Below are 24,484 nucleotides of genomic sequence, written 5' to 3'. Positions count from 1 at the left end.
ATTAAGGATTTCTGCGCACACTCCGGCGTCTGAACACGGAGTGGTAGAAATGGCGCTCAAGGTCGAGCTCAAGCCGAACGAACGGATCCTGATCGGGAACGTCGTGCTGCGCAATGGCGAGACCCGCACGCGTTTCTTCATCGAGGGCAGCGCCCCGATCCTCCGGGAAAAGGACATCGTCACCGAAGAGGCTGCCGACACCATCGGCAAGAAGATCTACTTTACCATACAATTGATGTATATCGCCGACGATATGGCAAAGTATCAGCAAAGCTACATCGACTTGATCACGAAGTTTACGCAAGCCGCGCCGAGCTCGCTTCCGATCGTGGCCGAGATCAACAACCACATTTTAACGGGCCAGATGTACAAAGCCCTCAAGGTGGCGCGTAAGCTCATCGAGTACGAAACGGAGTTGATGTCTCATGCACAGCGCGGCTAAAGCCTACGGCGCCGTCTCCCAGGCGAGCCTGCCCCCGCGCGAACTCGAAGCCCACGTCCTCATGAAGTCCGCCGCGCAGCTGCAGGCGATCAACGAGAACTGGGACGCCCGCAAGCACGAGTTCGAGACGGCACTCCTTCAGAACCGCAAGATCTGGACGATCCTGGTGTCGGCCGTGGTCGAGGAGAGCAACCCTCTGCCCCGCCCGATCAAGCAGAACATCGCCAACCTCGCGATCTTCATCTTCAAGCGGACGCACGAGCTGATGCAGGACCCGGTCCCGGGCCGCTCGTCGATCCTCATCTCGATCAACCGCGAGATCGCCGCCGGCCTGCGCGCCCGCGCCGAAGCGGCCTGAGCGAAGACAGGCTCCGCCGCCTGCCCGTCGGGACGTCGTCGCGACAGAGACGGCGTTGCGCCGATTGAGCGCCCCAGGACCAGCGGCACCCGGCGCCTCCCGAAACGCGCGTCTAGCCCGGGCACGGCCCTTCTCGATTTACACATCTCGCTCGAGCCTAAATGATGAGCGCTCTCCCTCCCCTGCAGGGGAGGGTGGCAGCCGCGAAGCGGCTGACGGGTGGGGGCCGCGGCGAAGAACGAGGCGAGAGAGCCGGGGCCGGCCCTGATGTCGTGCCAAATCCGTATCCGCCGCCCCCACCCGTCTCGCGCTTCGCGCGAGCCACCCTCCCCTGCAGGGGAGGGAGAACGCGCTCAACGATCGAGTCTGCTCTGCGTCTATGCCAAGAAGGCACCGCCCGGGCATCCTTCACTGTGCCGGATTCGGCCAGGACCACTGTGTTGCCTTCGCGCGATGAAAGTCCTGGCTGCCCGCTCCCGCCGACGGCAGCCATCTCGCACGCCGTGCCGAAGAGTACGGCTGCGCGTCAGCTCAGGTAGTTCACCAGCGACAGCTTCGACACCATGGATGCCGTCTGGTAGCTCGCCTGCAGGCTCGTCTGCAGGCTCAGGAGCTGGGCGGCGATCTGCTCGGGGCTCGCGTCCTCGATGGCGCTGATGTGGTCCTGCAGCACGCTCTTGGTGGCGGCGTTGCGCTCCTTGGCCGTGTTGATGTCGACGGAGGCCAGGGCGAGTTCGGTCTGGACGTCGGCGACCCTCGCCCCGGGCGTCTCCGCGAGGTTCGTCTGCAGCCGCGATTTCACCGCGTCGTAGCGGGCCGGCGAATTGGCGTTGGACGACGGGAAGCTGTCGGCCGCCATGACCGCGTAGCTGGCCAGGAGGTTGCGGAAAGGCGCTTCGTTGGCCTGCGCGCCGCTGGCGATCGGTGCGCCGTCCGACGCGCGCACCAGGGCGGTCTGGCGCGGCGTCGCGGAGTTGTCGCCCAGATACCACTGCACGGAATTGGCGATGTTGCCGTTGAAGAAGTCCTGCGCGGCCTTCACGCCGGAGGCCGCCCACAGCGACGTGTTGGCGACATTGGTCAGCGCCGTGGTGATGGCCGCTCCGAAATTTGTCGCGGTCTGGGCGGAGGTGGCGCCGATCTGGAAGGCCGCGCCCGTGCTCGTTCCCGCGCCGGGGTTGGACGACGCCGCCAGGGTCACGTCCTGCGAGGTGCCGTCGGGAAGGGTGACCTTGACGGTGAAGGTCTGTCCCTCGGTCGGCTGGGTGGTGAAGTCGAAGCTCGACGTGCCGGACACGGTCATGCCGCCGGCGCCGGGCTTGGTGATGGAGACGACGTTGCCGCTCACGCCCACGGCGAGGCCGCCGAGCCCGCTGCCCAGATCCGTCGTGCGCTGGTTGGCCATGGCCGTCTTCAGGCCGATCTGCGAGCCGGAGCCGTTCAGGATCACGTCGGCCGAGGCCACCGGCTTCGTGTCGGTCGCCCGCCCGGAGAACACGTAACGGCCAGCGACGTCCTGGTTGAGCAGGTCGATCATCTCGTTGAAGCGACCCGTGAGGAGGATCTGGCCCTGGGTCGTGCCTCCCGAACGCAGCTGGTAGCTGTCGAGCGAAAGCTCGCCGATCGCGGCCGAGCGGTTCTTGTCGAGCTGCGCCAGGCTGGTGTCCATCAGCTTCAGGCGCGTCTGCGCGTCGGTGATGTTGGACGCGTAGCCATCCAGGATCGAGACCCGCGCGTTCATGTCGAGCGACGTGACGCGCTCGGTGCCCATGCCGGCCCAGTCGTCGGCCAGCTTGCCGGTCGCGAGCTGGCGCTGCAGGTCGGTCATCGTGCTCTTGAGGTCGGTGAACTGCGTCGCATTGGTGCGGGCCCGCAACGACTCCACCGAGTAGCTGCCGAGGAAGATCGGTGACACGGTCATGGCTCACACTCTCGTCAGATGCGCATCAGGAGATCCATCATCTCCTTGACGGCGCTCATGATGCGGGCATTGGCGGAATAGGCGTTCTGGATCTGCACCAGGTTGGTCAGCTCCTGGTCGATGCTGACGCCGCTGGCGGCCGAGAAGCGGCTCTCGATCGAGGACTGGACCACCTTCTGGCCCTCGTCGAGGCGCGCGGCCCCTGCGGCGATCTCGCCCTGGGCGGCCACCACGCGGCTGGAAAAGTCGAGCATCGTGCCGGTGTAGGCGGTGGTGCCGCCCGACCCGTTCGACAGGCCCAGCGTGAACTTCGTGCTGGTCAACCGGTCCAACATCAAGGCGGGGCGCGTGGTGTCGCCCGACGGGGTCGTGGCCGCGTACTTCACCAGGAGGTTCGGATCGAGCTTGACCGCGGGGTTCACGATGAGCCGCGCGGCGAGCCCGGTCTTCTGCGACCCGTTGGCGAAGGAGCCCGTGAAGGGCTGCCCGTTCGCCCCGTCGACGAAGAGGGCGAACTCCGGGGATCCGCTCTGCAGCGAGCCCGTGAGCGTGATGCTGGCCGACGCCGCCGAGACGTCGGAGGTCCCCGCCGCGCCGTCGTCCAGGATGCGGATCGTGCTGCCGGTGTTTGAGACGGTGAAGGCGGAGCCGAGCGCGGTGCCGATGGCGGCCGCGGCGGTCGCCGGGTTGGAGAAATCGACCGCGACCTCGATGTCGTTGGGGTTGGACGTCGCGTTGGCCGGCAGCGTGCCGCCGGTGGCCAGGTTGATGAACGAGTAGGTCTTCGGCACGCCGCCGACCGTGACGTTCACGGTCATCACGTTGCCCGGCTGGATGCCGGTGGTGTCGACGTCGAAGCCGGTCGCCGCGCCGGCGGTGGCCGCCGCGCCGGCATTGATCTTGTTGCCCATGGCCGAGGCCAGGCCCGCCGCGAGCTCGTCCACCTGGGACTGGGCATCGACGAGCGTCTTGTCGCGCAGCTCGAGCAGGCCGGCGATCTCGCCGGACCGGATGAGGCCCTGCGCCAGCGCGTCGACCGTGGTGCCACCGGGGGTCGTCGCGGTGATGGTGCCGACGCCGCGGCTCGCCCCGCTGCTGTAGAGCGACCCGGCCGACATGGTCCCGCGCCCGTCGAAGGCCAGCGTCACCGGGCCGGTGGGGTCGAAGAGCCGCAGTCCGCCCTGGGTCGACAGGTTGACCGTGCCGTTGGCATTGGTGGTGACGTTGAGATCCATGAGCTTGGCGAGCTCGTTGATCTGGGCGTCGCGCTGATCCAGGAGCGAGGGATCCTGCCCCTGCGAAAGCCCCACCTTCTGGTCGAGGGAGGAGATGGTCTTGAGGAGCTCGTTGGCCCGCGCCACGTCGGCGGAGATGGCGGTCTCGGTGTCGGCACGCAGCTGCTGGATGCCGTTGGACACGCTGTTGAGCGTGCTGGCGAAGGTGGCGGCCCGGCTCAGCACCGCGGTCCGCGCGGTGCTCGAGGCCGGGTCGTTCGCGAGATCCTGCAGCGCCGTCGTGAACGCGCTCATCACGCCCGGCAGCGAGCTGGCGTCGCCGGGCTGCCCGAACAGCGACTGCAGGCGGTCGGTATAGGTGGCGCGGACCCCGGTGTAGCCGGAGCCCGACGTTTCGGTGCGCAGCTCGCGCTGCAGGATGCCGTCGAGAGCCCTCTGGACGCCCGCGACCCGTACGCCGTTGACGTTGCCGTTGCCGGTCGTCTCGACGAGCTGCGCCGACCGCCGGCTGTAGCCGGGCGTGTCGACGTTCGCGACGTTGCCCGAGACGACCTGCATCTGGGTCTGCGTCGTGCGCAGGCCGCTCAGGGCGCTGGACAGGGCGGTGGAGAGACTCATGACGTCACCATGGCCCTTCGGGGCCCCTCAATCCGTCACCGGATGATGTTGATCGCGTCCTGCAACATCTGCTGCGCCGTGGTCACCACGCGGGTGTTGGCCGAGTAGGCCTGCTGCGTGATGATCATCTTCGAGAATTCCTCGGCGATGTCGGTGTTGGACCCCTCCACCGAGGCGCTCAGGAAGGCCCCGCCCGAGGGCGAGATCAGCGGAGAGCCCGACTCCAGCGTCTCCGTGAAGGTCGAGCCGTCGCCGCGCTTGAGCATGTTGGCGGCGTTGAACTGGGCCACCGCGATCTGCGCCACCGGCTGGGTCTGGCCGTTGGAGTAGACCGCCTGGATGCGGCCGGAGTCCGAGATCTTCAGGTCCTGCAGCACGCCGGCCGAATAGCCGTCCTGCCGGATGCTGGTGGGGTTGTACTGGCCGCTCACATCCGCGAACTGCGTCAGGCCGCCGGTCCCGGGATTGAAGCCGATGGCGCCCAGCGCCGTGCCGTCGATCGTGAAGTTGATCGAGACGGGGATCGCGGTCGTGAGCTGGCCGGCGCTGTCGAACGTGAAGGTCGAGCCGGCATTGGTCCACTTCGTCGTGGCACCGGTCGCCGCGGAATTGCTCATGTAGTAGAGGTTCCACGTGTCGTTGGTCGCCGGCGGCCCGGCGGCCGCGTTGCTGACCTTGCCCCAGCGCAACTGCGCGGTGACTGGGTTGCCGAGCGAATCGTAGAGCGTGACGCTGCCGCCGGAGATGGTGTGGTCCAGGAAGGATTGCTCGTTGGTGGCCGACACCGTTGCACCGCCGGACGCGCCGATGAGTTCGCTGCCCGCGGTGGTCGTCGTGGCGGCAGTGATCGGAGACGCCGGGATGTTGGCCCGGTACTCGATGCTCGTGGTGGCGTTCGCCGGGATCAGGTCCTTGGTGAAGCGCATCACGTCGGGCGCGCCGCCGGTCACCGCGTCGGTCACGGGATCGACGGTGTAGCCGACGAGATAGTTGCCGGCCCCGTTGACGAGGTAGCCGTTCTTGTCGAGCTCGAAGTCGCCGCGCCGCGTGTAGAGATTGCCGGCGGAGAAGGTGGGCGTCGCACCGGCGAAGCTGGTGCGCTCGCGGACGACGAAGAAGCCCTCCCCGCCCAGCGCGACGTTGGTGCCCACCCCGGTCGTGGTGATGTTGCCGGCGAGCGTGTTCGTCCCCCGCGAGAAGGCGACGACCGACCCGCCCTGCTGCACGCGCAGCGGATAGTCGGGGACGAGGTCTTCGAAACTGGAATCGACGCGCTTGTAGCCGGTCGTCTGCGAGTTCGCGATGTTGTCGGAGATGTTCTCCATCGCGAACGACTGTGCCCTCAATCCGGACACGGCCGTGATCATGGCCCCAAAGATACTCATGCCACCCTCTCGTCGTTGCCTCCGCCGCGTGGATCGCGCGGCGCTGGAAAAAAACCTGAGGACAACCCGCAAGACGTGTGCCATGGAAATTTGCTTGGAGAATCAGAGGATTAATGAAGGATTCAGCATCCTCGTCGGGAAGATTCAGCCAGCACAACCGGGAATCGGCGGCAGATTTTGCCGGGTCCCGGTGGCCGCGCGCCGTCAGCGCATGATGTTCATGACCTCCTGCATCATCTGCTGCGCCGTCGACACCACGCGGGTGTTGGCCGAGTAGGCCTGCTGCGTGACGATCATCTTCGAGAACTCCTCGGCGACGTCGGTGTTGGAGCCCTCCAGCGCACCGCTCGTGAACGACACGCCCTGGCCGTTGAACAACGGGTCGCCGGACTCGGGCGTCTGCGCGAAGGCGCCGCCGCTGCCGCGCGCCAGCTTGTCCGGCGCGTTGAACCGCGCCACGGCGATCTGGGCGAGTTCCTGGGTCTGGCCGTTGCTGAAGCTCGCGACGACGCGCCCGCTGTCGCCGATCGAGACGCCCTGCAGGACACCGGACGCGTAGCCGTCCTGGCTCAGCCGGGACACCTTGGCCTCGCCCGTGGCATCCGCGAACTGCGTCAGCCGGCCATCGGTGAGATCGAGGGCCACCGTGCCGAGGCCCACGGACGACAGGTTGACCGACACGGGGGCGATGGGATCGATGAGGGTGCCGTTGGAAGCAAAGGAACAGGCCGTGGCGAGCGTCCAATCCGCATCCTGCGCGGCGTGCCCCGGTGTTGCGTTGTAGTAGAGGCCCCAGGTGGTGCCGCCCGTCGCGCGGGCCTCGACCTTGGTCCAGCGAAACTCCAGGTCCACCGGCGTTCCCTTGGCGTCATAGAGACGGGCCGACTGGCCGGAGATCGAGTTGTCGGCGAAGCTCGCGGACGATGCGGTGGTGATCGGCGTGATCGACGCCGGGGTCGTGCCGCGCGCCGCGGCCCAGACGTCGCTTCCCGCCGATCCGTTGGCCACCGCCACCGTCCTGGCGGATGCGGGAAGGTTGGCGCTGTAGGACAGGGTGCTGGTGGCCTTGGCCGGCGACAGCCCCACGTCGACCTTGATGACGTCGGGCGTGGAGCCCTTCGGCGTGCCGCTGGGGGCATCGATCGGATAGCCCGACAGGTACATGCCGGTACCGTTGACGAGATAGCCGCTGCGGTCGACCTGGAAGTCGCCGCGCCGGGTGTAGAACATCTGGTCGGAGAAGCTCGGCGTGGGCCCGCCACTGTCCATCCGCTGGCGCACGGCCGCGAAGCCGCTGCCGTCGAGGGCGAAGTTGGTCGACACGCCCGTGGCCGTGGTGCTCCCGGCGATCGTCGTCGTTCCGCGGGAGAAGGCCGACACCGATCCCGCCTGCTGGGTGCGCGGCACGGACTGGGTGACCATGTCCTCGAACGCGGTGTCGACCCGCTTGAAGCCGACCGTCTGGGAGTTGGCGATGTTGCCGGAGATCGCCTCGAGGGCGAAGGACTGCGACTGAAGGCCGATCACGGCCGTGGTGAGGGCGCTGAAGATACTCATTCTGAGTCCCGTCGTTTCTGGACGCGGTCCGGCGGGCCGGACATGACGACGGGACCGGCGCAAGGCCGGTGCCAGGAAAAAGGCGTGCCCTTTCAGAGGGCAAACACCCCCGGTTGCGGAAACAAAAGCCGGTTGCGGAAACTAGCGCCCGGAAGGATTTGCCGGGTCGCCGCGCGTGAACAGGAAACCGGCGACGTCCGTGACCGTCGGCTCCTTCTCGGCGGCGAAGGGCAAGGGACGGCACACCGCGATGGCCGACAGGCCGACGCGCGCGGTGAGCAGGCCGTTCAGCACCCCCTCGCCCAACCGGGCCGAGAGCTTGGCCGCCAGCCCGTGCCCCAGCACCTGCTGCACGAGGCTGTCCCCCACCGCCATGCCGCCGGTGACGGCGAGATGGCCCCCGACGGCGCGCAGCAGGCGGAAGAACCCGATGGCGCCCGGGCGGCCGCCGTAGATCTCCGAGATGCGCCGGACGAGACGGAGCGCCTGCGCCGCGACGAACAGCAGGTCCACGATGGCCCGCGGCGAAATCGCCGTCACCACCGACACCCGCCGCGCCGCGCCCGCCACGGCGAGCCGGGCCTCCCGGTCGAGGCCGGCCATGAGCTCGCGCTCCGCCACCCGGATCAGGTCGGCCCCGTCGATCACGTCCCCCGCGGTCTCGGCGAGGCGGGCCCGCGCCCGAGCCGTCTCCGCCCTCCCGGCATAGAGCGCGACGAGCTCGGCGAGCACCGCCCTGCCCTCCTTGCGGTCGTCGCTGACGAGGATGGCTTCGGCCCTCGCCTTCAACGCGGCGATGCCCTTGGCCCGCACGACGGCGCGAACCTCCCGCCAGACGAGCACGATGAGCGCCACGGCGGCCAGCGCGGCGAGCGCCGCCGCCAGCACGCCCAGCACGACGTTGCGCTGGATCTGCTCGACGATGAAGGCTTCCAGCGCCGTCGTGAGCCACAGCACCACGAGCCCGAACAGGGCGCCCGCCAGCACCCCGCCCCAGCCCAGCATCCGCCGGCCCAGCCCCAGCTCGGCCTTGTGGACCTCGGCCCGCTCGGCGCGGCGCTCGGCGTCCTCGAACACGCTCTCGTCGTCCGTGTCGGTCACCAGCACGCCCGTGCCGGGCGGCGGGGTGCCCGCGTCGGACCAGCTGACATTGGGGTCGTCGAGACGGAAAGCACGCGGCGCCTTGCTCATGCCAGACGATCTCCGGCCAGGAATTCCAGGGCCCGGTCGAGCCGGATGTGCGGCAGGGGTCCGGGCAGTCCGTCGCTGGCCAACGCGACCTTGGGTGGCCGGAACCGCACGAAGCGGACCCCGGCCGCGGTGCCGTTGAGCGCGGCCGCCGGATCGTCGGGAAGCTCGCCGGGGAAGACGGCCGCCTCGGCCCGTCCGTCGAAGGTCTCGCCGGCGATGACCTCACCGGCCAGCGGCGTGCCGACGATGGCATCCAGCGCCTGGCGGCCCTCGTTGAGGCGAACCTCGCGCGTGGCCCGCACGGAGGCGAGCGCCACCGTGTCGACGCGCGCACCGAGCCCGGCGGCCCGCGCCCGCGCCCGTTCCACGAGCAGCTCCAGCACCGCCTCGAGCCGGTCGTGGCTGGTGTGATGGAGGTGATCCGCTTTGGTCGCGGCGAACAGCACCCGGTCGATGCGCGGCCGGAACAGGCTCGACAGGATCGAGTTGCGGCCCGTGCGGAAGGCCGAGAGTACCGCCTCCAGCGCCGCCTGCAGGTCGGCCACCGCGGCCGGGCCCGCATTCAGGGCGGCCAGCGCGTCGACCAGCACGATCTGCCGATCGAGCCGCGCGAAGTGATCGCGGAAGAACGGTCGCACCACGTGCTCGCGGTAGGATTCGTAGCGCCGCTCCATCATCGCCGCGAAGCTGCCCGACGGGATCGCCGACCCGTCGAGATCCACCGGCGCGAAGGTGAGGGCCGGCGAACCCTGAAGATCGCCCGGCATGAGGAAACGTCCCGGCGGCAGGGCCGAGAAGGACAGCGGCTCCTGGCGCGCCGCCACGAGCGACTCGCGGAAGCGGTCGGCGAGGACGCGCGCGGCGGTCTCGTCCGCGGGTCCCTTCGGGTCGATCCCGGCCAGCGCCTCGAGAAAGGCCGCCGACACGCCGGCCCGGTGGGGCGAGCGGCACGCCGTCAGCGTTTCGCGGCACCAGTCGGCGAAGGGCTTGTCGAGCAAAGCGAGGTCGAGCAGCCACTCGCCGGGATAGTCGACGATGTCGAGGGTCAGCATGCGCGAGCCGGACCGCCAGCCGGCGGCGCTCTCGAACGCGATCTCCAGCCTCAGCTCGGCGATGCGGCTGGTGGAGGCGGGCCAGTGACGGTCGTCGCCGGTCAACGCCGCGAGATGGTCCTCGAAGGCGAAGCGGGGCACCGCGTCGTCGGGCTGCGGGGCCAGGCTGGCGCGGGTGATGCGCCCCTGCGCCGCCGCGCGGAACACCGGCAGGCGGGCCTGCCGCCGCAGGGCGTGCACGAGCGCGGTGATGAACACCGTCTTTCCGGACCGCGAGAGGCCCGTCACGCCGAGCCGCAGGGTGGGATTGGCGACGTCCGCGACCCGATCCGCCAGCGAGCGCGCCGCAACGGTCAGGTCGAAGGTGAGATCGGAAAAGGACGGCAACGGCGGGACTCGCATTCCACTGCCGCCGAATGTGGGGATGCCGATGGCCTTTGTCGACCGTCGGCCTCAGTCGTCCTCGCCGCCGGGCGTCACGAACCGGTCCAGCCGGCCGCCGCCCTGCGCCACCTCGCCCCAGCCGTCCACCGCGAAGTCGAGCACGGCGACCGCGCTCGTGGGAAACCGGCTGCGCAGCCGCGCGAAGGCATAGCGGTCGCCATGTCCGACGAAATCGCGTGCGAGCTGGCCCATGCCGGGATTGTGCCCCACCAGCACGAGCGTGCGGACCTGCGCATCGACGCCCTGAACGAGCTTGAGCAGGGTGGCCGTGGCGGCCTCGTAGATCGCCGGCTCCAGCTTCACCGCGACCGCGCCCAGCGCCCGGGCCGCCTGCTCCCAGGTCTGCCGCGTGCGCAGGGCCGGCGAGACCAGCGCCAGGTCGGGGAAAAGCTGCTCGTCGGCGAGATACTGCCCCGTCGCTGCCGCGTCACCCAGGCCACGCGGCGCGAGCGCACGGTCGAAATCGGGCGCCGAACCGTGCGGCACGGCCTTGGCGTGGCGAAAGACGATGAGGCGTTTCATGCCCCGAGGTTAGAGCAAGCCGCGGACAGGTGGAAACCTGCTTTCCGCAAAAAGCGTGCGACCAAACGGACGCGCCCGAGCGTGCCGCGCCGCCCCGGGAGCGAAGCCCCCCGGCAGGCCGGGGTAAAGCTGTTCGAGCCTATCGCTGCTCGCGCCGCGTCATGAACGCGATGCGCTCGAACAGGTGCACGTCCTGCTCGTTCTTCAGGAGGGCGCCGTGCAGGGGCGGGATGAGCTTCTTGGGATCGCGCTCGCGCAGCACTTCGGGGCCCACGTCCTCGGCCATGAGCAGCTTCAGCCAGTCGAGCAGTTCGGAGGTCGAGGGCTTCTTGCGCAGGCCCGGCACCTCGCGCACGTCGAAGAACAGGCGCAGGGCTTCCGCGACCAGCCGCTTCTTGATACCCGGATAGTGCACCTCGACGATCTTCTCCATCGTGTCGGGCTCGGGGAAGCGGATGTAGTGGAAGAAGCACCGGCGCAGGAAGGCGTCCGGCAGTTCCTTCTCGTTGTTCGAGGTGATGATCACGACCGGCCGCTTGGCCGCCTTGATGGTCTCGCCCGTCTCGTAGACGTGGAACTCCATGCGGTCGAGTTCGAGCAGCAGGTCGTTGGGAAACTCGATGTCGGCCTTGTCGATCTCGTCGATCAGCAGCACCGGCCGGACGTCGCTCTCGAAGGATTCCCAGAGCTTGCCCTTGCGGATGTAGTTGCGGATGTCGGAGACGCGGGGGTCGCCGAGCTGGCTGTCGCGCAGGCGGGACACGGCGTCGTACTCGTAGAGCCCCTGGTGCGCCTTTGTTGTCGACTTGACGTGCCAGGTGATCAGGGGGGCGCCCAGCGCCTTGGCGATCTCCTCGGCCAGCACGGTCTTGCCGGTGCCGGGCTCGCCTTTCACCAACAGGGGCCGCTCCAGGATGATGGCGGCATTGACGGCGACCTTGAGGTCGTCCGTGGCGACATAGTTGTCCGTACCGGTGAAGCGCATGCCGTGTTCCGATCGATGAGGAGTGGCGGCCAAACTAGGGGCCGGTGCCAGGTCCGGCAAGTCGGCCGGAGGTCTCCAGCCAGGCCAGTGCGCCCCGTCCCGCGGCGATGCCGGTGGCCCAGCAGCCCTGCAGCAGGTAGCCGCCGGTGGGCGCTTCCCAGTCGAGCATCTCGCCCGCAGCGAACACGCCCGGCAGCCGCTCGATCATGAAGCGGGCGTCGAGGTCGTCGAAGGCGAGGCCGCCGGCCGAGGAGATGGCGCGCTCCAGCGGCCGCACGCCGGTGAGCGGCAGCGGCACGGCCTTGATCCGGCCCGCCAGGGCGAAGGGATCGCGCGGGATGTCCGGCCCGGCGCATTCGCGCAGGAGCCCGATCGCGACGGGCGTGAGGCCCGCCGCCTTGCGCAGGCGATTGGACAGGCTTTCCCCCGGCCGCGCCCGGGCGAGCCGTTCGGCCAGGGTTTCGGCCGAGAGATCGGGCTTGAGGTCGATCTGCAGGACGGCCGCCTCACCCCCGGCCAAAGCTTCGCGCAGACGACCCGAAAGCGCGTAGATCGCTCCGCCCTCGATGCCGGTGGCGGTCACCACGGCCTCGCCGCGCACCGTGACCTCGCCGAAGCTGACGGCGAGGCCCTTCAGCGGCTCACCCGCGAACCGCTCCCGCATGGTCGCCGACCAGGCGACGTCGAAGCCGCTGTTGGCCGGCACCAGCGCACCGACGCGAACCCCGCGCCGGCGCAGAATGTCGACCCAGGCCCCGTCCGAGCCCAGCCGCGGCCAGCTCGCGCCGCCCAGGGCCAAGATCGTTGCGTCGGCCCGAACGGCAAGGGCGCCCGCCGGCGTCGCGAAGGCGAGCTCGCCGTCGTCGGTCCATCCCGTCCAGCGGTGGCGCGGCGCGAAGGAGACGCCGAGCCCGTCGAGGCGGGCGAGCCAGGCGCGCAGCAGCGGCGACGCCTTGAAGGAGGTCGGAAACACGCGCCCGCTGGACCCCACGAAGGTGTCCTGGCCGAGCCCCGTCGCCCAGTCCCGCAGGTCGGACGGCGCGAAGGTCCGGATCGGACCCTCGAGCCGTGGCCTCGCGGCCCCGTAGCGCCCGAGAAAGCGCTCCAGCGGCTCCGAATGGGTGAGGTTCAGTCCCCCGCGGCCCGCCATGAGCAGCTTGCGCCCGACGCTCGGCATCGCGTCGTAGACCGTCACCCGGGCCGTACCGGCGCCGGCGACGACTTCGGCGGCGGCGAGCCCGGCGGGTCCGCCACCGATGATCGCCACGTGCGGCAGGGCGGTGTTCATGGCGCCGACGTAGCCCATTCGGGAGCGGACGGAAACTCCCCAGCGTCGGCCCGCTCGCTGGCGGCCCGCGCCCACGGCGCGGCCTGACCTTGACGCCGCGCCCTCCAGGGCCCACCTGAAAGGGTGGAGGTAAGACCATGCTCAGGATCGAGACCGTCTCGAACGGCCGCAGAAGCACCACCACCCTGCCCGGCTGGGCCATGGGTCTGGCGGGCGTTGCGGCGTTGGGCCTCGGGCTGGTGGTCCTCACGATCGGAGCGGGGCTGGCCCTCATCCTGGCGCCCATCGTGGTCGGCGCCGTGTTCTTCGCGCGCTGGCGGCTGAAGAAGGCCCTGCGCGAGGCCGGCATCGACCTGAACGCGGGTCGCGTTCCCCCAGGCGGCCCGGCGAGCCCCGGCGTGATCGATGCCGAGTACAAGGTCATCGACGGCGACGGACGGCGCTGACGCGGTCGACGGCCGGTGGGCACGCCTATAGAGTGCCCGCACCATGTTCCTGACCTTCTTCACAAACCTTCGACAGGCCAAGGTCCCCGTCACGCTGCGCGAGTACCTCACGCTGCTACAGGGCGTCCAGGCCGACGTCGCGGAGCTGTCGGTGGACGGCTTCTACCACCTGTCGCGCGTCTGCCTCGTCAAGGACGAGCGCAATCTCGACAAGTTCGACCGGGTGTTCGCGGCCACCTTCAAGGGCGTGCTCGACACGGCAGGCGGACAGGGCGTCGCCGAGGGCGAGATCCCGGAGGAGTGGTTGCGGGCGCTGAGCGAGAAGCTGCTCAGCGAGGAAGAGCGCAAGCAGATCGAGGCGCTGGGCTGGGACAAGCTGTGGGAGACGCTGCGCCAGCGGCTCGCCGAGCAGCAGGGCCGGCACCAGGGCGGCAACAAGTGGATCGGCACCGGCGGCACCTCCCCCTTCGGCAACAACGGCTACAATCCGGAAGGCATCCGGATCGGGCAGGAGAAGAACCGGAACTTCCGCGCCGTGAAGGTGTGGGACCAGCGCCAGTTCAAGGACCTGGACGACACGGTCGAGCTCAACACCCGCACGATCAAGGTCGCCCTGAGGCGCCTGCGGCGTTTCGCCCGCACCGGCGCGGCTGAGGAGCTGGACCTCGACGGCACGATCCGCGAGACGGCCAACCACGGCTATCTCGACGTGCAGTTGCGGCCCGAACGGCGCAATGCCGTGAAGGTCCTGCTGTTCCTCGACATCGGCGGGTCGATGGACTGGCACGTGACCCAGGTCGAGGAGCTGTTCTCGGCCGCCAAGGCCGAGTTCAAGCACCTGCACTTCTACTACTTCCACAACTGCGTCTACGAGAGCGTCTGGACGCACAACCGGCGCCGGCACGAGCAGCGCACCCCCACCTGGGACATCCTGCGCACCTATGCGTCGGACTACCGTGTCGTCTTCGTGGGGGACGCGGCCATGAGCCCCTACGAGATCGTCGCCCCGGGCGGCTCCGTCGAACACTGGAACGAGGAGGCCGGCCAGGTCTGGCTGGAGCGCCTCGTCGGCCACTTCCCGCGCATGGCCTGGATCAACCCGGTGCCGCGCAACCAGTGGACCTACAGCCAGTCGACGCAGATGATCCAGAAGATCATCGGCCCGCGCATGTTCGGCCTGACCCTGGAAGGGCTGGACGGCGCCATGAAGGAACTGGGACGATAGGGAACCGGGCGCCGGATCGCGCCGAGTCGCACGCCCTCCTGCCGTCGTTCCGAAAAGCCCGCCGTGACGCCGCTCCAGCCGCCCTCACCCCGCCTGTCGCCGCTCGCGGTCGTGCTCGTCCTGGGCGTCACGCTCTCCATCAGCTACGGCACCAACTACTACAGCTTCGGCGTGCTGGCCTCGCGGATGGCGAGCGATTTCGGCTGGCCGGTCACGTGGACCTTCGCGGCGTTCTCGGCGGCCCTTCTGGCGGGCGGCGCGGCCGCTCCCTGGGCGGGGCGCCTCGTCGACCGCTTCGGCGCGCCGATGGTTCTGGCGGCGGGCTCGATCCTGGTGGGCATCGCTCACGCGGTCGCCGCGTCCGGCGGCCCCATCATCTTCGTCGCCGGTCTCGTGCTGGGACAGGTCGCCGGGACCATGTCCCAGTATGACGCAGGCTTCGCCTGCCTGGTGCAGGTCGCGCGGTCCGACAGCAGCCGGCGCATCACGCAGCTCACGCTCATCGCCGGCTTCGCGTCCAGCCTGTTCTGGCCCATCACCACGGGGCTGGGCGATGCCCTGGGCTGGCGCGGCACGTGGATGGTCTACGCCGCGCTGAACGTCCTCGTCTGCGGCCCACTGCATGCCCTGCTGGTCCGCGCCCTCCCCGACCGCGCCCCGAAGGCGCCGGCCGCCCCGCAAGGCGGTACCGCGGCGCCGGTCGTGGAACGGCCGGAGGACCCGGTGCTGCCGCCCGGCCTGCAGACGCGCGGCATGCTCCTGCTGGCCGCGAACTTCTCCCTGGCGGGCTTCGTGCTCTCCGCCACGCTGGCCCAGCTGGTGCCGCTGCTTCACCAGGTCGGCCTCGGCGAGAGCGCCGTCCTCGTCTCGACGCTCTTCGGCCCGAGCCAGGTCCTCATCCGGCTCATGACGGTGTTCGTCGCCCGCGGCCACGGCCCCATGGTCCCCACCTTCATCGCGACCGCCCTGCTGCCGGTGGCGGTGATCGTGCTCGCCTTCTCGGGTGGCATGGTGGGCTGGGCGATCGTCTTCGCCATGGCGCTGGGCTTCGGGTCGGGCCTGCGCAGCATCGTGCAGGGCACGCTGCCGCTCGCCCTGTTCGGGCGGCACGGCTACGGCGCGAGACTGGGTCGGCTCTCCTCGGCCCGCCTCGTGCTGGGGGCCCTCGCCCCCTTCGTGTTCGCCTGGATGCTGGAAACGGTCGGCGCCCGCGCGTCGCTTCTCGTCCTGGCGGCTATCGGACTGGCCGGCGTCCTGTCGATGGTCGAGATCGCGCGTCTCATGAGGTTGCGCGTCACGCCCGGCGATCCGCGCAACCCCTGAGCCCTTGTCCGCGCGCCGGAGCGGCCCCATACAGCGGGCATGACCGACGACCTCACCCTGACGGCGGATGCCGACGACCACGTGGTCCGCTATGCACAGCGGCCGCGACCGTTCAGCCACGAGGTGACCTGGCGCCTCGAACCGGACGCCTTCGTCGTCGAAAACGGTCGCAAGGCGCTGCGGATCGCCTACGGCAAGGTCGCCACGATCCGCCTGACCTACCGTCCGGCAAACGTCACGTCGCAGGGTTACCGGGCCGTCCTCGTCCTGTCCGACGGCCGGACGGTCGCCGTGTCGAACCTGTCCTGGAAGACCTATGTCGAGGTCGAGCGGCAGGACGCCGCCTACCGGTTGCTGCTCGCGGAACTCGTCACGCGCTGCGGCCGTGCCAACCCGGGCCTGATCTGCCGGACGGGCCAGCCCGCGCCGGTCTGGGCGGCGAGCGCGGTCGGCGGGATCGCCATGCTCGCGATCTTCGCCGGCGCGGCCGTCTGGGCCCTGTGGCGGGGGTCCTGGCCGCTGGCGGCCATCGCGTTGATGTTCCTTCTGCCCTTCGTTTGGCAAGCCCATGCGATGATAACGAAAAACCGGCCGGGCGCCTTCGCGCCCGACCGGCTTCCCGAAGCGGTTCTGCCGCCGTCGGGCTGAAAGGTCTACTGGCGCACGACCAGGACCGAGCACTCCGCGTGCCGCACGATGGTGGAGGCATTGGAGCCGAGCAGATAGGTCGACATGCTCGGATGGTGCGAACCGACCACGATCAGGTCGGCGCCAACGCGGGTCGCCTCGGCGAGGACCTCGTTGTAGACGGAGCCCATGCGCACCGCCGTGCCCACCTTTTCGGCCGGCATCTGCACGGTCGCCGCGACGTCCCGCAGTTCCTTCTCGCACTGCCCCTGCTGCTCCTCGTCGAAGGACGGGGGCACGTATTCCATGAAGGTGACCGGCAGGATCGAGCGCACATAGACGAGCTGAAGCTTCGCGCCCGTAATGCCGGCGAGCGCGACCGCCTTGTCGATGGCGGGGCGGGCCACTTCGACCTCGGCGAGGTCGACGGGGACGAGAATCTGCTTGAACATGGGAGATCTCCTGCTGTGAGGATCTCCACCTTAGCGCAAACCCGCGGCTCCGCGTTGCGCGAAGTCAACGCGAATGCATGACGCTCTTGCGGGGGAGATCCGGCGATTTCGAGGGGGAGGTCTCAGGCCTGCTTGGCCGGCGTGTGGACGACGAGGCCGTCGAGTTCCGGCTTCACCTTGATCTGGCACGACAGGCGGGACGTCGGGCGCACGTCGAAGGCGAAGTCGAGCATGTCCTCTTCCATGGAGGCCGGCTCGCCGACCTTGTCCTTCCACGCCTCGTCCACATAGACGTGGCAGGTGGCGCAGGCGCAGGCCCCGCCGCACTCCGCCTCGATGCCGGGGATACCGTTCTTGACCGCGTTCTCCATGACCGTGGAGCCGTCAGAGGCTTCCACCGTGCGCGCTGTGCCCTGAACGTCGACGTAGGTGATCTTGGTCATGAACGGATCCGAACGATGTCGCCGCCCCTTTCGCGGCCGACATTCCTTAAGGCAGGGCGCGGCGCTGGTCGAGCCTCGCGGCGCCTCGACGGTTCAAAGGCCGCGCGCGTCCGCGCCGGCGAGCCGCGCGGCGATGGCCGAGCGCGCCTCGGCGACGCTGGCATGCAGGGCCGCGATGCGGTCGAGCAGGCTCGGTTCGTCGGCGTCCTCCGGCAGGAATTCCAGCGACTCGGAGGCGGCCGCGACCCGGAACGCGCCGACCGCCCGGGCCGAGCCCTTGAGGCGGTGCGCGGCATTGCGCCGATCCATGGCACCCCCGGCCTCGCGGACGATGCGCAACATGTCGCCCGACTGCTCCAGGAACATCGCGAGCACCTCCCGCGCGAGGTCCGCGTCGTGGAGGGCCTGGGCCATCAGGTGATCGATGTCGAGGACATCGGGGCGATCGTTGCTGGTGCCGATGCCCGTCAGGTCGTTGCCCTCATATGTGCCAAGCATGAACATGTCGCTCCCGGTCCGGCACGACATCCGGACCAACACTGCGCCTGGCCAACCCTTGATGCAAGAGATGGGCCAGGGAAAAGGCCAGATCGGCGGCGATAGGCCGTCATCCGACGTACGACCTTGCCCTCATGAACATGATCGTGACGCTTTTGTCCCACAATCATTAGGACATGCCCCCACGCGAGGGTGCAATCGCAGCTTTGGGGGTAGCGATCTTTGTCAATGGTATATGAGCCGTTAACGACGTTTCATAACGGTCCCCGGGCGCGGGTTTTCATCGCAGGGACCCCCGTCTACACTGCAGCTTGGTTAATCAGTTCGGACTACGATCTGAAGAGTCCGCCCGAGGCCCCCGCCGTGTCGTGCCTTTCCAGGTCGAGCGGTTGGCGGTGCGGACCGTGTAAAGCGTAAAGGCGAGGCGACCTCATGGCGACGCAAAGCAAGATCACGGACCCGACGGAAGCGGCGCTGTCGGCGATTCAGGAAGCCTTGAACCTGACCGAGGTCTCGCCAACGGGCAAGTCCGACACAGCCAAGCCTGACCAGGCCAGGTCTGACGGAAGTCGTCCCGAAGGATCCACGCCCGACAAGCAGAAGGCCGAGACGGCCGGCGCGGATGTCGGCGCGGCCCAGGACGAGCGCGGCCCGCGCCTCCCCGAGGTCGACGACGCGGCCATCTTCGGCGAAGTGAAGGTCGAGAAGCCCCGGGACCGCGAGCGCGCCCGTCCCTCGAGCCGCGATTCGGCCCCCGAACCCCGCCGTCCCTCCCCCGGCCGTCCGGCCAACGACGATCGCAGGGCCGTGGGCGAGATCCTGCAGGCGCTCAGCGCCCGTCCGTCGCGCCGCCCCTTCGTCTATGCGACGCTCGGCTCCATCCTGTGGATCGGCGCCTGTGCGGCCTATGCCGTCACCCGTGGTGGCCTGTCCCTGTCGCCCGCCGACCCGGTGGCGCAGCTCCTGACCCCCGACGCGGCGCTCATCCTGTTCGCCATCCTGGTGCCCGTGGTCGGCATGTACGTCCTGGCGGCGCTGTTCGTGCGCGCCCAGGAAATGCGGATGGTGGCGCGGTCCATGACCCAGGTCGCGCTGCGCCTGGCGGAGCCGGAGACGGCCGGCACCGACGGTGTCGTCAGCCTGTCGCAGGCCATCCGCCGCGAGGTCGCGGCGATGGGCGACGGCATCGAGCGCGCGCTGGCCCGCGCCGGCGAGCTCGAGACGCTCGTGCACTCGGAGATCGCGACGCTCGAACGCGCCTATGGCGAGAACGAGATCCGGATCAGGGCCCTCATCGACGAGCTCGTCACCCAGCGCGAAGCCATCCTGGCCAACGCCGAGCGTGTGCGCAGCTCCATCGTCGGCTCCCACGAGAGCCTGCGCGAGGACCTGAACGCCGCGTCGGTGCGCATCGCCGAGGCGGTGGGCCAGGCCGGCGAGCGCGTGACCCAGCAGCTCGGCGACAAGTCGTCGGAGATCACCGGTGCCCTCACCCGCACCGGCGACCAGATGATCGACGGCATCAACGCCCGCGGCGGCCAGCTCATCGAGCGCCTGACCACGACGAGCGACGACGTCAGCAAGCGCCTGGGCGAGGCGACCGAAGGCGTCACCCAGACGCTCGGCGGCAAGGCCCAGGAGATCAGCGACCTGCTCACCCGCACCGGCGTGTCGCTGGCCGAGGAGATCGCGAGCCGCGGCCGGCAGGTGGGCGAGACGCTCGACCGCACCAGCCAGATCCTCACCACCAACCTCAACGAAGGCTCCGAGCGCGTCACCCGCGTGATCGCCGAGACCGGCGCCGGCGTCGCCGAGGCGATCGCCAGCCGCGCCATGGAGGTCAACGACACCCTGAAGGCCACCGGCGAGGCTCTCGCCGCCGATCTCGGCGAGCGCGGGTCCTTCGTGTCCCGTTCGATCGAGGAGACCGGCCAGCGTATTGCCGAGACCATCAGTACCCGCGGCGACGACCTCGCCTCACGGCTCGGCGAGACCGGGGAGAAGCTCCAGTCCACCCTGTCCACGCAGAGCCGCGAACTCGAGAGTGGCCTGTCGACCATCGGCGAGCGCATCGCCGCGCTCATCGGCGAGCGCGTCGAAGGCACGCGCGGCCTGATCGAGACCGCCGCCGCCACCGCCGTCGAGGCGCTCGGCACCCGCACGGCGGAAGCCACCGCGACCTTCGAGGCCACCTCGCGCGGCATCGCCGACCTGCTGGCGGCCCGCACCGAGGACGCCACCAAGACCTTCGACGCCAGCCTGCGCTCGGTGGGCGACGTGTTCGACGCCCGCGCCTCCGAGGCCCGCGACGCCATGTCGTCGGTCAGCCGCGAGGTCATCGAGGCCCTGGCCGGCCAGACGGCGCAGACCACCCGCGCCTTCGACGAGAGCGCCCGCCAGCTCGCCTCCGCGCTCGAGACCCACACGACCACCAGCCGCGACGCGTTCGCCGAGGCGGGCCGCTCGCTGGTCGTTTCGCTCGCCGGAAGCACCGAGGAGAGCCGCAAGGCCCTGTCCGACCATGCCGGCGCGGTGCAGTCGGGCCTGTCGACCGTCGTCCGCGAGGCCCTCGAGTCGATCGCCTCGAAGAGCCTGCAGATCAACGAGGCGCTGCGCAGCAACGTCGAGCAGCTCACCGACACGGTGCAGACCCGCGGGACCGAACTCGGGAGCCTGCTCTCGGGCACCCTGTCGAGCTTCGAGGACACCGTGCTCACCCGCGGCGGCAACCTCGAACGGGCGATCGCCGGGCGCATGGACGCCTTCGAGCAGATCGTGCTGCAGCGTGGCGGCGCCATGGAACAGGCGCTCGCCGAGCGCCTGGCCGCCTTCGAGCAGGCCATCGCCGAGCAGGCGAAGCGCATCGACACGCTGATGAGCGACCGGTCGACCTCCCTCGGGCAGGTCATCGAGGGGCACGCCGTGCGCCTCGACGAGGTCCTCACCACCCGCACGGGCTCCATCGCGGCCGCGCTCGACGGCAAGGTCTCCGGCTTCCAGGACGCCATCGCCTCGCGCACGGACGCCCTCGCCGGCGTCATCGACGAGCGGACCGGAAAGCTCGAGCAGGTCATCGCCGAACGCGTCGGCCTGTTCGAGACGAGCGTCGACCGCGGCACGACCCGCCTCGGCGAGTCGTTCGACGGTGCCATGGCCGAGTTCGAGAACCGCGTCCTGGGACGCGGCGCGGACATCACGACGTCCCTCACCTCCCGGCTCGAGGCCTTCGAGGAGGCGGTCCTGGGCCGCGGCGGCGACCTCGTGGAGCGGATCACGTCGGGCACCCACACCTTCACGCAGACGGTCGAGAACCGTCTCGGCCAGCTCGAGACCCTTATCGGCGACGGCGGCGAGACCCTCGCCACCCGCATCGGCGAGCGCTCGCAGGCCGCCGCGCAAGCCATCGAGCAGCACGTCACCGGGTTCGAGACCCGCTCCCTCAAGCAGAGCGAGCAGATCGCCCGCACCCTCGACGCCATCTTCGTGCGCATCGACCAGGGCCTCGACGCCCGGGCGCGGACGCTCACCGAGACCCTGGCCTCCCGCACGCTCGAGCTCGCGCAGCTCCTGGGCAGCGGCGGCAAGCAGCTCTCCACCGCCCTCGAGACCAAGGTCGCGGAGGTCGAGCGCAGCATCGGCGATCGCACCGAGGCGCTGGGCCGCCTGCTGTCGACCAAGGCCGAGGAGATCAACGCCACCCTGGGCAACCAGGCCGTGGCCATCGCCGAGACCCTCGACGGCCGCGTCACGCGGTTCGAGGAACGCGTCGTCAACCGCCTCGACAGCGTCAGCGCCACGCTCGACGAGCGCGCCCGCGCGCTGGCCGATGCCCTGTCGAGCGGCGCCGGTTCCGTGGCCGCCGCCCTCGGCGACCGCACCGCCGAACTGGGCGAACTGCTCAACACCTCGACCAAGAGCCTCACCACGACCCTGGAGGCCGGAACGCGCGCCGTCGGCGCCGCCTTCACCGACCAGACGCGGGCCCTGGCCACGCTGTTCGAGGAGAAGGGCGAACGCCTGGTGCAGGACATCGCGCACCACGGCAATGGCGCCGCCGAGCGGCTCGAAGCCGGAACGATCACCCTGCGCACGGTCTACGAGCAGAACGGCCAGATGCTGGAGGCGCTCATCGCCGACCGCGGACCGCGCATGGTCGACGAGATCGTCCGCCGCGGTGGCGAGATCACCAGCGCCATCGAGGAGCGCAGCAGCGCCGCCGCCGAACTCATCGCGCGCCGTGGCAGCGAGCTCACCCAGACCTTCGACGAGCGTGCCGCCGCCGCAGCCGAACTCCTGGCCCGGCACGGCACGGAGCTGGCGACGACGATCGAGAGCCGCACGGCCACGGCCGCCGAGCTCATCGCCCGCCACAGCAGCGAGCTGGCCGAGACGATCGAGGCCCGCAGCACCGAGGCCGCCGAGCGCCTCGCCCAGCAGGCCCGGGAAGCGGCCGGCACCATCGAGAGCACCAGCACGGCGTCGGCCGAGCTGCTCGCCCGCCACGTCGGCGACGCCGCCGGAACCATCGAGAAGAGCAGCGCGGCGTCCGCCCAGCTCCTCGCCCGCCACGTCAGCGACGCGGCCGGGACCATCGAGAAGAGCAGCGCGGCGTCCGCCCAGCTGCTGGCCCGCCACGTCAACGAGGTCGCCGGCACCATCGAGTCCCGCAGCGCGGACGCGGTCGACCGCATCGCCCGCCAGGCCGAGGGGATCGCGCAGACCATCGAGGACCGCAGCACGGCGGTCGCGGACACGATCGCTCAGCATGGCACCGCGATCGCGGACAGCATCGCCCAGCAGGGCACGACGGTGGCCGAGACGATCACCCAGCGCGGTGCCGAGGCGGCCGAGCTCCTCGCCCGCAATGGCGGTGCGATCACCGACGCGCTGTCGCGCCATGCGGCCGTCGCCGGCGACGCCCTTGCCCGCCGCACGGCGGAGATCAGCGAGGTCCTGTCCAGCGGCACCCAGGTCGTGGCGTCGGCCTTCGGCCAGCAGTCCGAGACCCTGCGCAAGATCTTCGAGGAGCGTGGCCAGCGCCTGCTGATGACGCTCGCCGACCAGGGACGGACCGCCGCCGAGCGCATCGAGAGCGTCGGCCAGCAGACCGCCTCCGCCCTCGCCCAGGCCGGCGACGCGGCGCTGCAGAACCTCGACGAGCGGTCGAGCTCGATCGTGGCGATGCTGCGCGAGCGCAGCGATGCGCTGGCGAGCACGGTGGAGGAGTCGGCGTCGAACCTGCGGGCCGCGGTCGACGAAGGCGCCGCGCTGTCGGTGGCACGCCTCCTGTCGACGGGCGATCGCCTGCGCCAGGAGCTCGGCGGAACCCTCGCGCGGATCGCCGAGACCAACCGCGAGCTGGAAACGGCCATCGCGGGCGCCGGCAACAACCTGGGCCAGCTCGAAACCGACCTGGGCCATCGCCTCCTGTCGATGCAGGAAGCCTTCGCCGCGATCGTCGAGGAGACCCGGACCACCGCGGCCACGGCCGGCAAGCAGATCGAGACGCTCAGGGCCCTGTCGAACGGTGCGCTGCGCGACGCGGCCAGCATCTTCCACCGGCTCGACGAGCAGGCGCGCTCGGTGGCGGGATCGAGCCAGGAGCACGCCCGTGTCATGGCCGAGGCCACGCAGGCGCTCGAGACCGTCGAGGAGCGCGTCAGCACGGCGATCTCGGCGCGTCGGACCAGCCTGGAGGAGATGCTCAACGACATCCAGTCGCGGACGGACGACGTCGAGACGATCACGCGGTCCTTCACCGCCCTCGTCGAGGATTCGCTGCAGGCCGCCGAAGGCCGGGCACGGACCGTCAGCGATGCGATCGCCGAGACGACCCGGGCGAGCGTCGCCACGCTCGCCGAGCAGTTCGAGGCCATGCGGACCTCGACGGGCAAGGAGCGCGAACGCACCGCCTACACCCTGCGCGCCGCCTTCGAGCAGCTCATGGCCGACATGGGCGGCGCGATGGGCAGCGCCACCGAGCGCTTCCGGCAGACGGCCGACGAGATGCGCACCCTGACCGCGCAGGTCCAGGCCGAACTGGACGCCACCCGCAACGAGCTGCGCCGTGGCGTCCTCGACATCCCGCGGGAGACGCAGGAGTCGACCGCGGCCATGCGTCGTGTCGTCGCCGACCAGATCAAGGCACTCAACGAGCTCTCCTCGCTCGTCCGTCGGTCGGACGGTGGCCTCGACGTGTCCCGCGCGGAGATGGAGCAGCCGGTGGCGCGCGTCGCCAATGCCGGACCGGAGCGGCGCTCCGAGCCCGCGTTGCCGCGGGTGAACGTGCCCCCTCCCCCGGCCGCGCGTGAACCCGCGCCCCGCCCGGCGGACCCGGCGCCGCGTGCGCCCGAGCCTCAGGCGCCCCCGGCTCCCGCCCAGCGTCAGCCAGAGCCGGCGCGTCCCGCGCCCGAACCGACGGCCGCCCCGACCCCGCGTCCCCGCACGCCGGAAGGATCCGCCGGTTCCGCCC

General features: G+C 70.0%; 19 protein-coding genes. 7 read left to right on the top strand and 12 right to left on the bottom strand.

Going from position 1 to position 24,484, the window contains the following annotated elements; all coding sequences use genetic code 11:
- Positions 1-49: 49 nt before the first annotated feature.
- Both flbT and flaF read left to right on the top strand, forming a co-directional pair.
- Positions 50-442, top strand: a complete 393-nt coding sequence (gene flbT, locus Q0Q47_RS20135) for a flagellar biosynthesis repressor FlbT (protein ID WP_293863725.1) — start codon at positions 50-52, stop codon at positions 440-442.
- On the top strand, positions 426-800 hold the full coding sequence (gene flaF / locus Q0Q47_RS20130) for a flagellar biosynthesis regulator FlaF (protein WP_293863722.1): 375 nt from the start codon (positions 426-428) through the stop codon (positions 798-800). The genes flbT and flaF overlap by 17 nt, the downstream gene beginning before the upstream one ends.
- A gap of 526 nt (positions 801-1,326) precedes the next feature.
- Here the strand turns inward: flaF and Q0Q47_RS20125 are convergent.
- The 9 genes from Q0Q47_RS20125 to Q0Q47_RS20085 form a co-directional block, all read right to left on the bottom strand.
- The gene (locus Q0Q47_RS20125; RefSeq protein WP_293863719.1) at positions 1,327-2,721 is read right to left on the bottom strand and encodes a hypothetical protein; all 1,395 of its coding nucleotides are present in this window, start codon (positions 2,719-2,721) and stop codon (positions 1,327-1,329) included.
- A 14-nt stretch (positions 2,722-2,735) separates the two neighbouring features.
- Positions 2,736-4,574 carry a flagellar hook-associated protein FlgK gene (flgK, locus tag Q0Q47_RS20120; protein ID WP_293863716.1) on the bottom strand — a complete coding sequence of 613 codons (1,839 nt, stop codon included), beginning with the start codon at positions 4,572-4,574 and terminating at the stop codon, positions 2,736-2,738.
- A 35-nt stretch (positions 4,575-4,609) separates the two neighbouring features.
- A complete protein-coding gene (locus Q0Q47_RS20115) occupies positions 4,610-5,959 on the bottom strand; it encodes a flagellar hook protein FlgE (protein ID WP_293863713.1) in 1,350 nt (449 codons plus the stop codon).
- A gap of 204 nt (positions 5,960-6,163) precedes the next feature.
- A complete protein-coding gene (locus Q0Q47_RS20110; RefSeq protein ID WP_293863710.1) occupies positions 6,164-7,516 on the bottom strand; it encodes a flagellar hook protein FlgE in 1,353 nt (450 codons plus the stop codon).
- 141 nt (positions 7,517-7,657) lie between these two features.
- Entirely contained in the window at positions 7,658-8,707 is a 1,050-nt protein-coding gene (locus Q0Q47_RS20105) for a YcjF family protein (RefSeq protein WP_293863707.1), read from the bottom strand.
- Complete coding sequence (locus tag Q0Q47_RS20100; RefSeq protein WP_293863704.1) at positions 8,704-10,146, bottom strand: YcjX family protein; 1,443 nt, start codon at positions 10,144-10,146, stop codon at positions 8,704-8,706. The genes Q0Q47_RS20105 and Q0Q47_RS20100 overlap by 4 nt, the downstream gene beginning before the upstream one ends.
- Before the next feature lie 66 nt (positions 10,147-10,212).
- Positions 10,213-10,725 carry a histidine phosphatase family protein gene (locus Q0Q47_RS20095; RefSeq protein WP_293863701.1) on the bottom strand — a complete coding sequence of 171 codons (513 nt, stop codon included), beginning with the start codon at positions 10,723-10,725 and terminating at the stop codon, positions 10,213-10,215.
- Positions 10,726-10,864: 139 nt separating this feature from the next.
- Positions 10,865-11,710 carry a MoxR family ATPase gene (locus Q0Q47_RS20090; protein WP_293863698.1) on the bottom strand — a complete coding sequence of 282 codons (846 nt, stop codon included), beginning with the start codon at positions 11,708-11,710 and terminating at the stop codon, positions 10,865-10,867.
- 34 nt (positions 11,711-11,744) lie between these two features.
- The gene (locus tag Q0Q47_RS20085; RefSeq protein WP_293863695.1) at positions 11,745-12,998 is read right to left on the bottom strand and encodes a TIGR03862 family flavoprotein; all 1,254 of its coding nucleotides are present in this window, start codon (positions 12,996-12,998) and stop codon (positions 11,745-11,747) included.
- Positions 12,999-13,135: 137 nt separating this feature from the next.
- On the opposite strand from Q0Q47_RS20085, the gene Q0Q47_RS20080 reads away from it, so the two are divergent.
- The 4 genes from Q0Q47_RS20080 to Q0Q47_RS20065 all read left to right on the top strand — a co-directional run bounded on the left by Q0Q47_RS20080 (position 13,136) and on the right by Q0Q47_RS20065 (position 16,640).
- Positions 13,136-13,444: a hypothetical protein gene (locus Q0Q47_RS20080; protein ID WP_293863692.1), complete on the top strand. Its 309-nt coding sequence runs from the start codon at positions 13,136-13,138 to the stop codon at positions 13,442-13,444.
- A gap of 43 nt (positions 13,445-13,487) precedes the next feature.
- On the top strand, positions 13,488-14,669 hold the full coding sequence (locus tag Q0Q47_RS20075) for a VWA domain-containing protein (RefSeq protein WP_293863689.1): 1,182 nt from the start codon (positions 13,488-13,490) through the stop codon (positions 14,667-14,669).
- A gap of 63 nt (positions 14,670-14,732) precedes the next feature.
- A complete protein-coding gene (locus tag Q0Q47_RS20070; RefSeq protein ID WP_293863686.1) occupies positions 14,733-15,992 on the top strand; it encodes an MFS transporter in 1,260 nt (419 codons plus the stop codon).
- A 39-nt stretch (positions 15,993-16,031) separates the two neighbouring features.
- Positions 16,032-16,640 carry a hypothetical protein gene (locus Q0Q47_RS20065; protein ID WP_293863683.1) on the top strand — a complete coding sequence of 203 codons (609 nt, stop codon included), beginning with the start codon at positions 16,032-16,034 and terminating at the stop codon, positions 16,638-16,640.
- A 5-nt stretch (positions 16,641-16,645) separates the two neighbouring features.
- Here Q0Q47_RS20065 and Q0Q47_RS20060 read toward each other — a convergent pair whose 3' ends face one another.
- From Q0Q47_RS20060 to Q0Q47_RS20050, 3 genes are all read right to left on the bottom strand, one after another.
- Entirely contained in the window at positions 16,646-17,071 is a 426-nt protein-coding gene (locus Q0Q47_RS20060; protein ID WP_293863680.1) for a universal stress protein, read from the bottom strand.
- A gap of 122 nt (positions 17,072-17,193) precedes the next feature.
- Positions 17,194-17,514, bottom strand: a complete 321-nt coding sequence (locus Q0Q47_RS20055; protein ID WP_293863677.1) for a 2Fe-2S iron-sulfur cluster-binding protein — start codon at positions 17,512-17,514, stop codon at positions 17,194-17,196.
- Positions 17,515-17,607: 93 nt separating this feature from the next.
- Positions 17,608-18,012, bottom strand: coding sequence for an Hpt domain-containing protein (locus Q0Q47_RS20050; RefSeq protein WP_293863674.1), 405 nt, complete (start codon positions 18,010-18,012; stop codon positions 17,608-17,610).
- A gap of 432 nt (positions 18,013-18,444) precedes the next feature.
- On the opposite strand from Q0Q47_RS20050, the gene Q0Q47_RS20045 reads away from it, so the two are divergent.
- Positions 18,445-24,484 (top strand): hypothetical protein (locus tag Q0Q47_RS20045; RefSeq protein ID WP_293863671.1); only part of this gene is annotated, 6,040 nt, incomplete at its 3' end.

The sequence above is a fragment of the uncultured Alsobacter sp. genome (assembly GCF_945952055.1).
Classification (GTDB): Bacteria; Pseudomonadota; Alphaproteobacteria; order Rhizobiales; family Beijerinckiaceae; genus Alsobacter.
Note: the sequence above shows the minus strand (reverse complement) of the source record. Positions and strands in the feature narration are given on the sequence as shown.

Excerpts from the sequence above, each read along its gene's own strand:
- flbT (WP_293863725.1), top strand. The coding sequence starts at position 50 with ATGGCGCTCAAGGTCGAGCTCAAGCCGAACGAACGGATCCTGATCGGG.
- flaF (WP_293863722.1), top strand. The coding sequence starts at position 426 with ATGCACAGCGCGGCTAAAGCCTACGGCGCCGTCTCCCAGGCGAGCCTG.
- Q0Q47_RS20125 (WP_293863719.1), bottom strand. The coding sequence starts at position 2,721 with ATGACCGTGTCACCGATCTTCCTCGGCAGCTACTCGGTGGAGTCGTTG.
- flgK (WP_293863716.1), bottom strand. The coding sequence starts at position 4,574 with ATGAGTCTCTCCACCGCCCTGTCCAGCGCCCTGAGCGGCCTGCGCACG.
- Q0Q47_RS20115 (WP_293863713.1), bottom strand. The coding sequence starts at position 5,959 with ATGAGTATCTTTGGGGCCATGATCACGGCCGTGTCCGGATTGAGGGCA.
- Q0Q47_RS20110 (WP_293863710.1), bottom strand. The coding sequence starts at position 7,516 with ATGAGTATCTTCAGCGCCCTCACCACGGCCGTGATCGGCCTTCAGTCG.
- Q0Q47_RS20105 (WP_293863707.1), bottom strand. The coding sequence starts at position 8,707 with ATGAGCAAGGCGCCGCGTGCTTTCCGTCTCGACGACCCCAATGTCAGC.
- Q0Q47_RS20095 (WP_293863701.1), bottom strand. The coding sequence starts at position 10,725 with ATGAAACGCCTCATCGTCTTTCGCCACGCCAAGGCCGTGCCGCACGGT.
- Q0Q47_RS20090 (WP_293863698.1), bottom strand. The coding sequence starts at position 11,710 with ATGCGCTTCACCGGTACGGACAACTATGTCGCCACGGACGACCTCAAG.
- Q0Q47_RS20085 (WP_293863695.1), bottom strand. The coding sequence starts at position 12,998 with ATGAACACCGCCCTGCCGCACGTGGCGATCATCGGTGGCGGACCCGCC.
- Q0Q47_RS20080 (WP_293863692.1), top strand. The coding sequence starts at position 13,136 with ATGCTCAGGATCGAGACCGTCTCGAACGGCCGCAGAAGCACCACCACC.
- Q0Q47_RS20075 (WP_293863689.1), top strand. The coding sequence starts at position 13,488 with ATGTTCCTGACCTTCTTCACAAACCTTCGACAGGCCAAGGTCCCCGTC.
- Q0Q47_RS20065 (WP_293863683.1), top strand. The coding sequence starts at position 16,032 with ATGACCGACGACCTCACCCTGACGGCGGATGCCGACGACCACGTGGTC.
- Q0Q47_RS20060 (WP_293863680.1), bottom strand. The coding sequence starts at position 17,071 with ATGTTCAAGCAGATTCTCGTCCCCGTCGACCTCGCCGAGGTCGAAGTG.
- Q0Q47_RS20055 (WP_293863677.1), bottom strand. The coding sequence starts at position 17,514 with ATGACCAAGATCACCTACGTCGACGTTCAGGGCACAGCGCGCACGGTG.
- Q0Q47_RS20050 (WP_293863674.1), bottom strand. The coding sequence starts at position 18,012 with ATGCTTGGCACATATGAGGGCAACGACCTGACGGGCATCGGCACCAGC.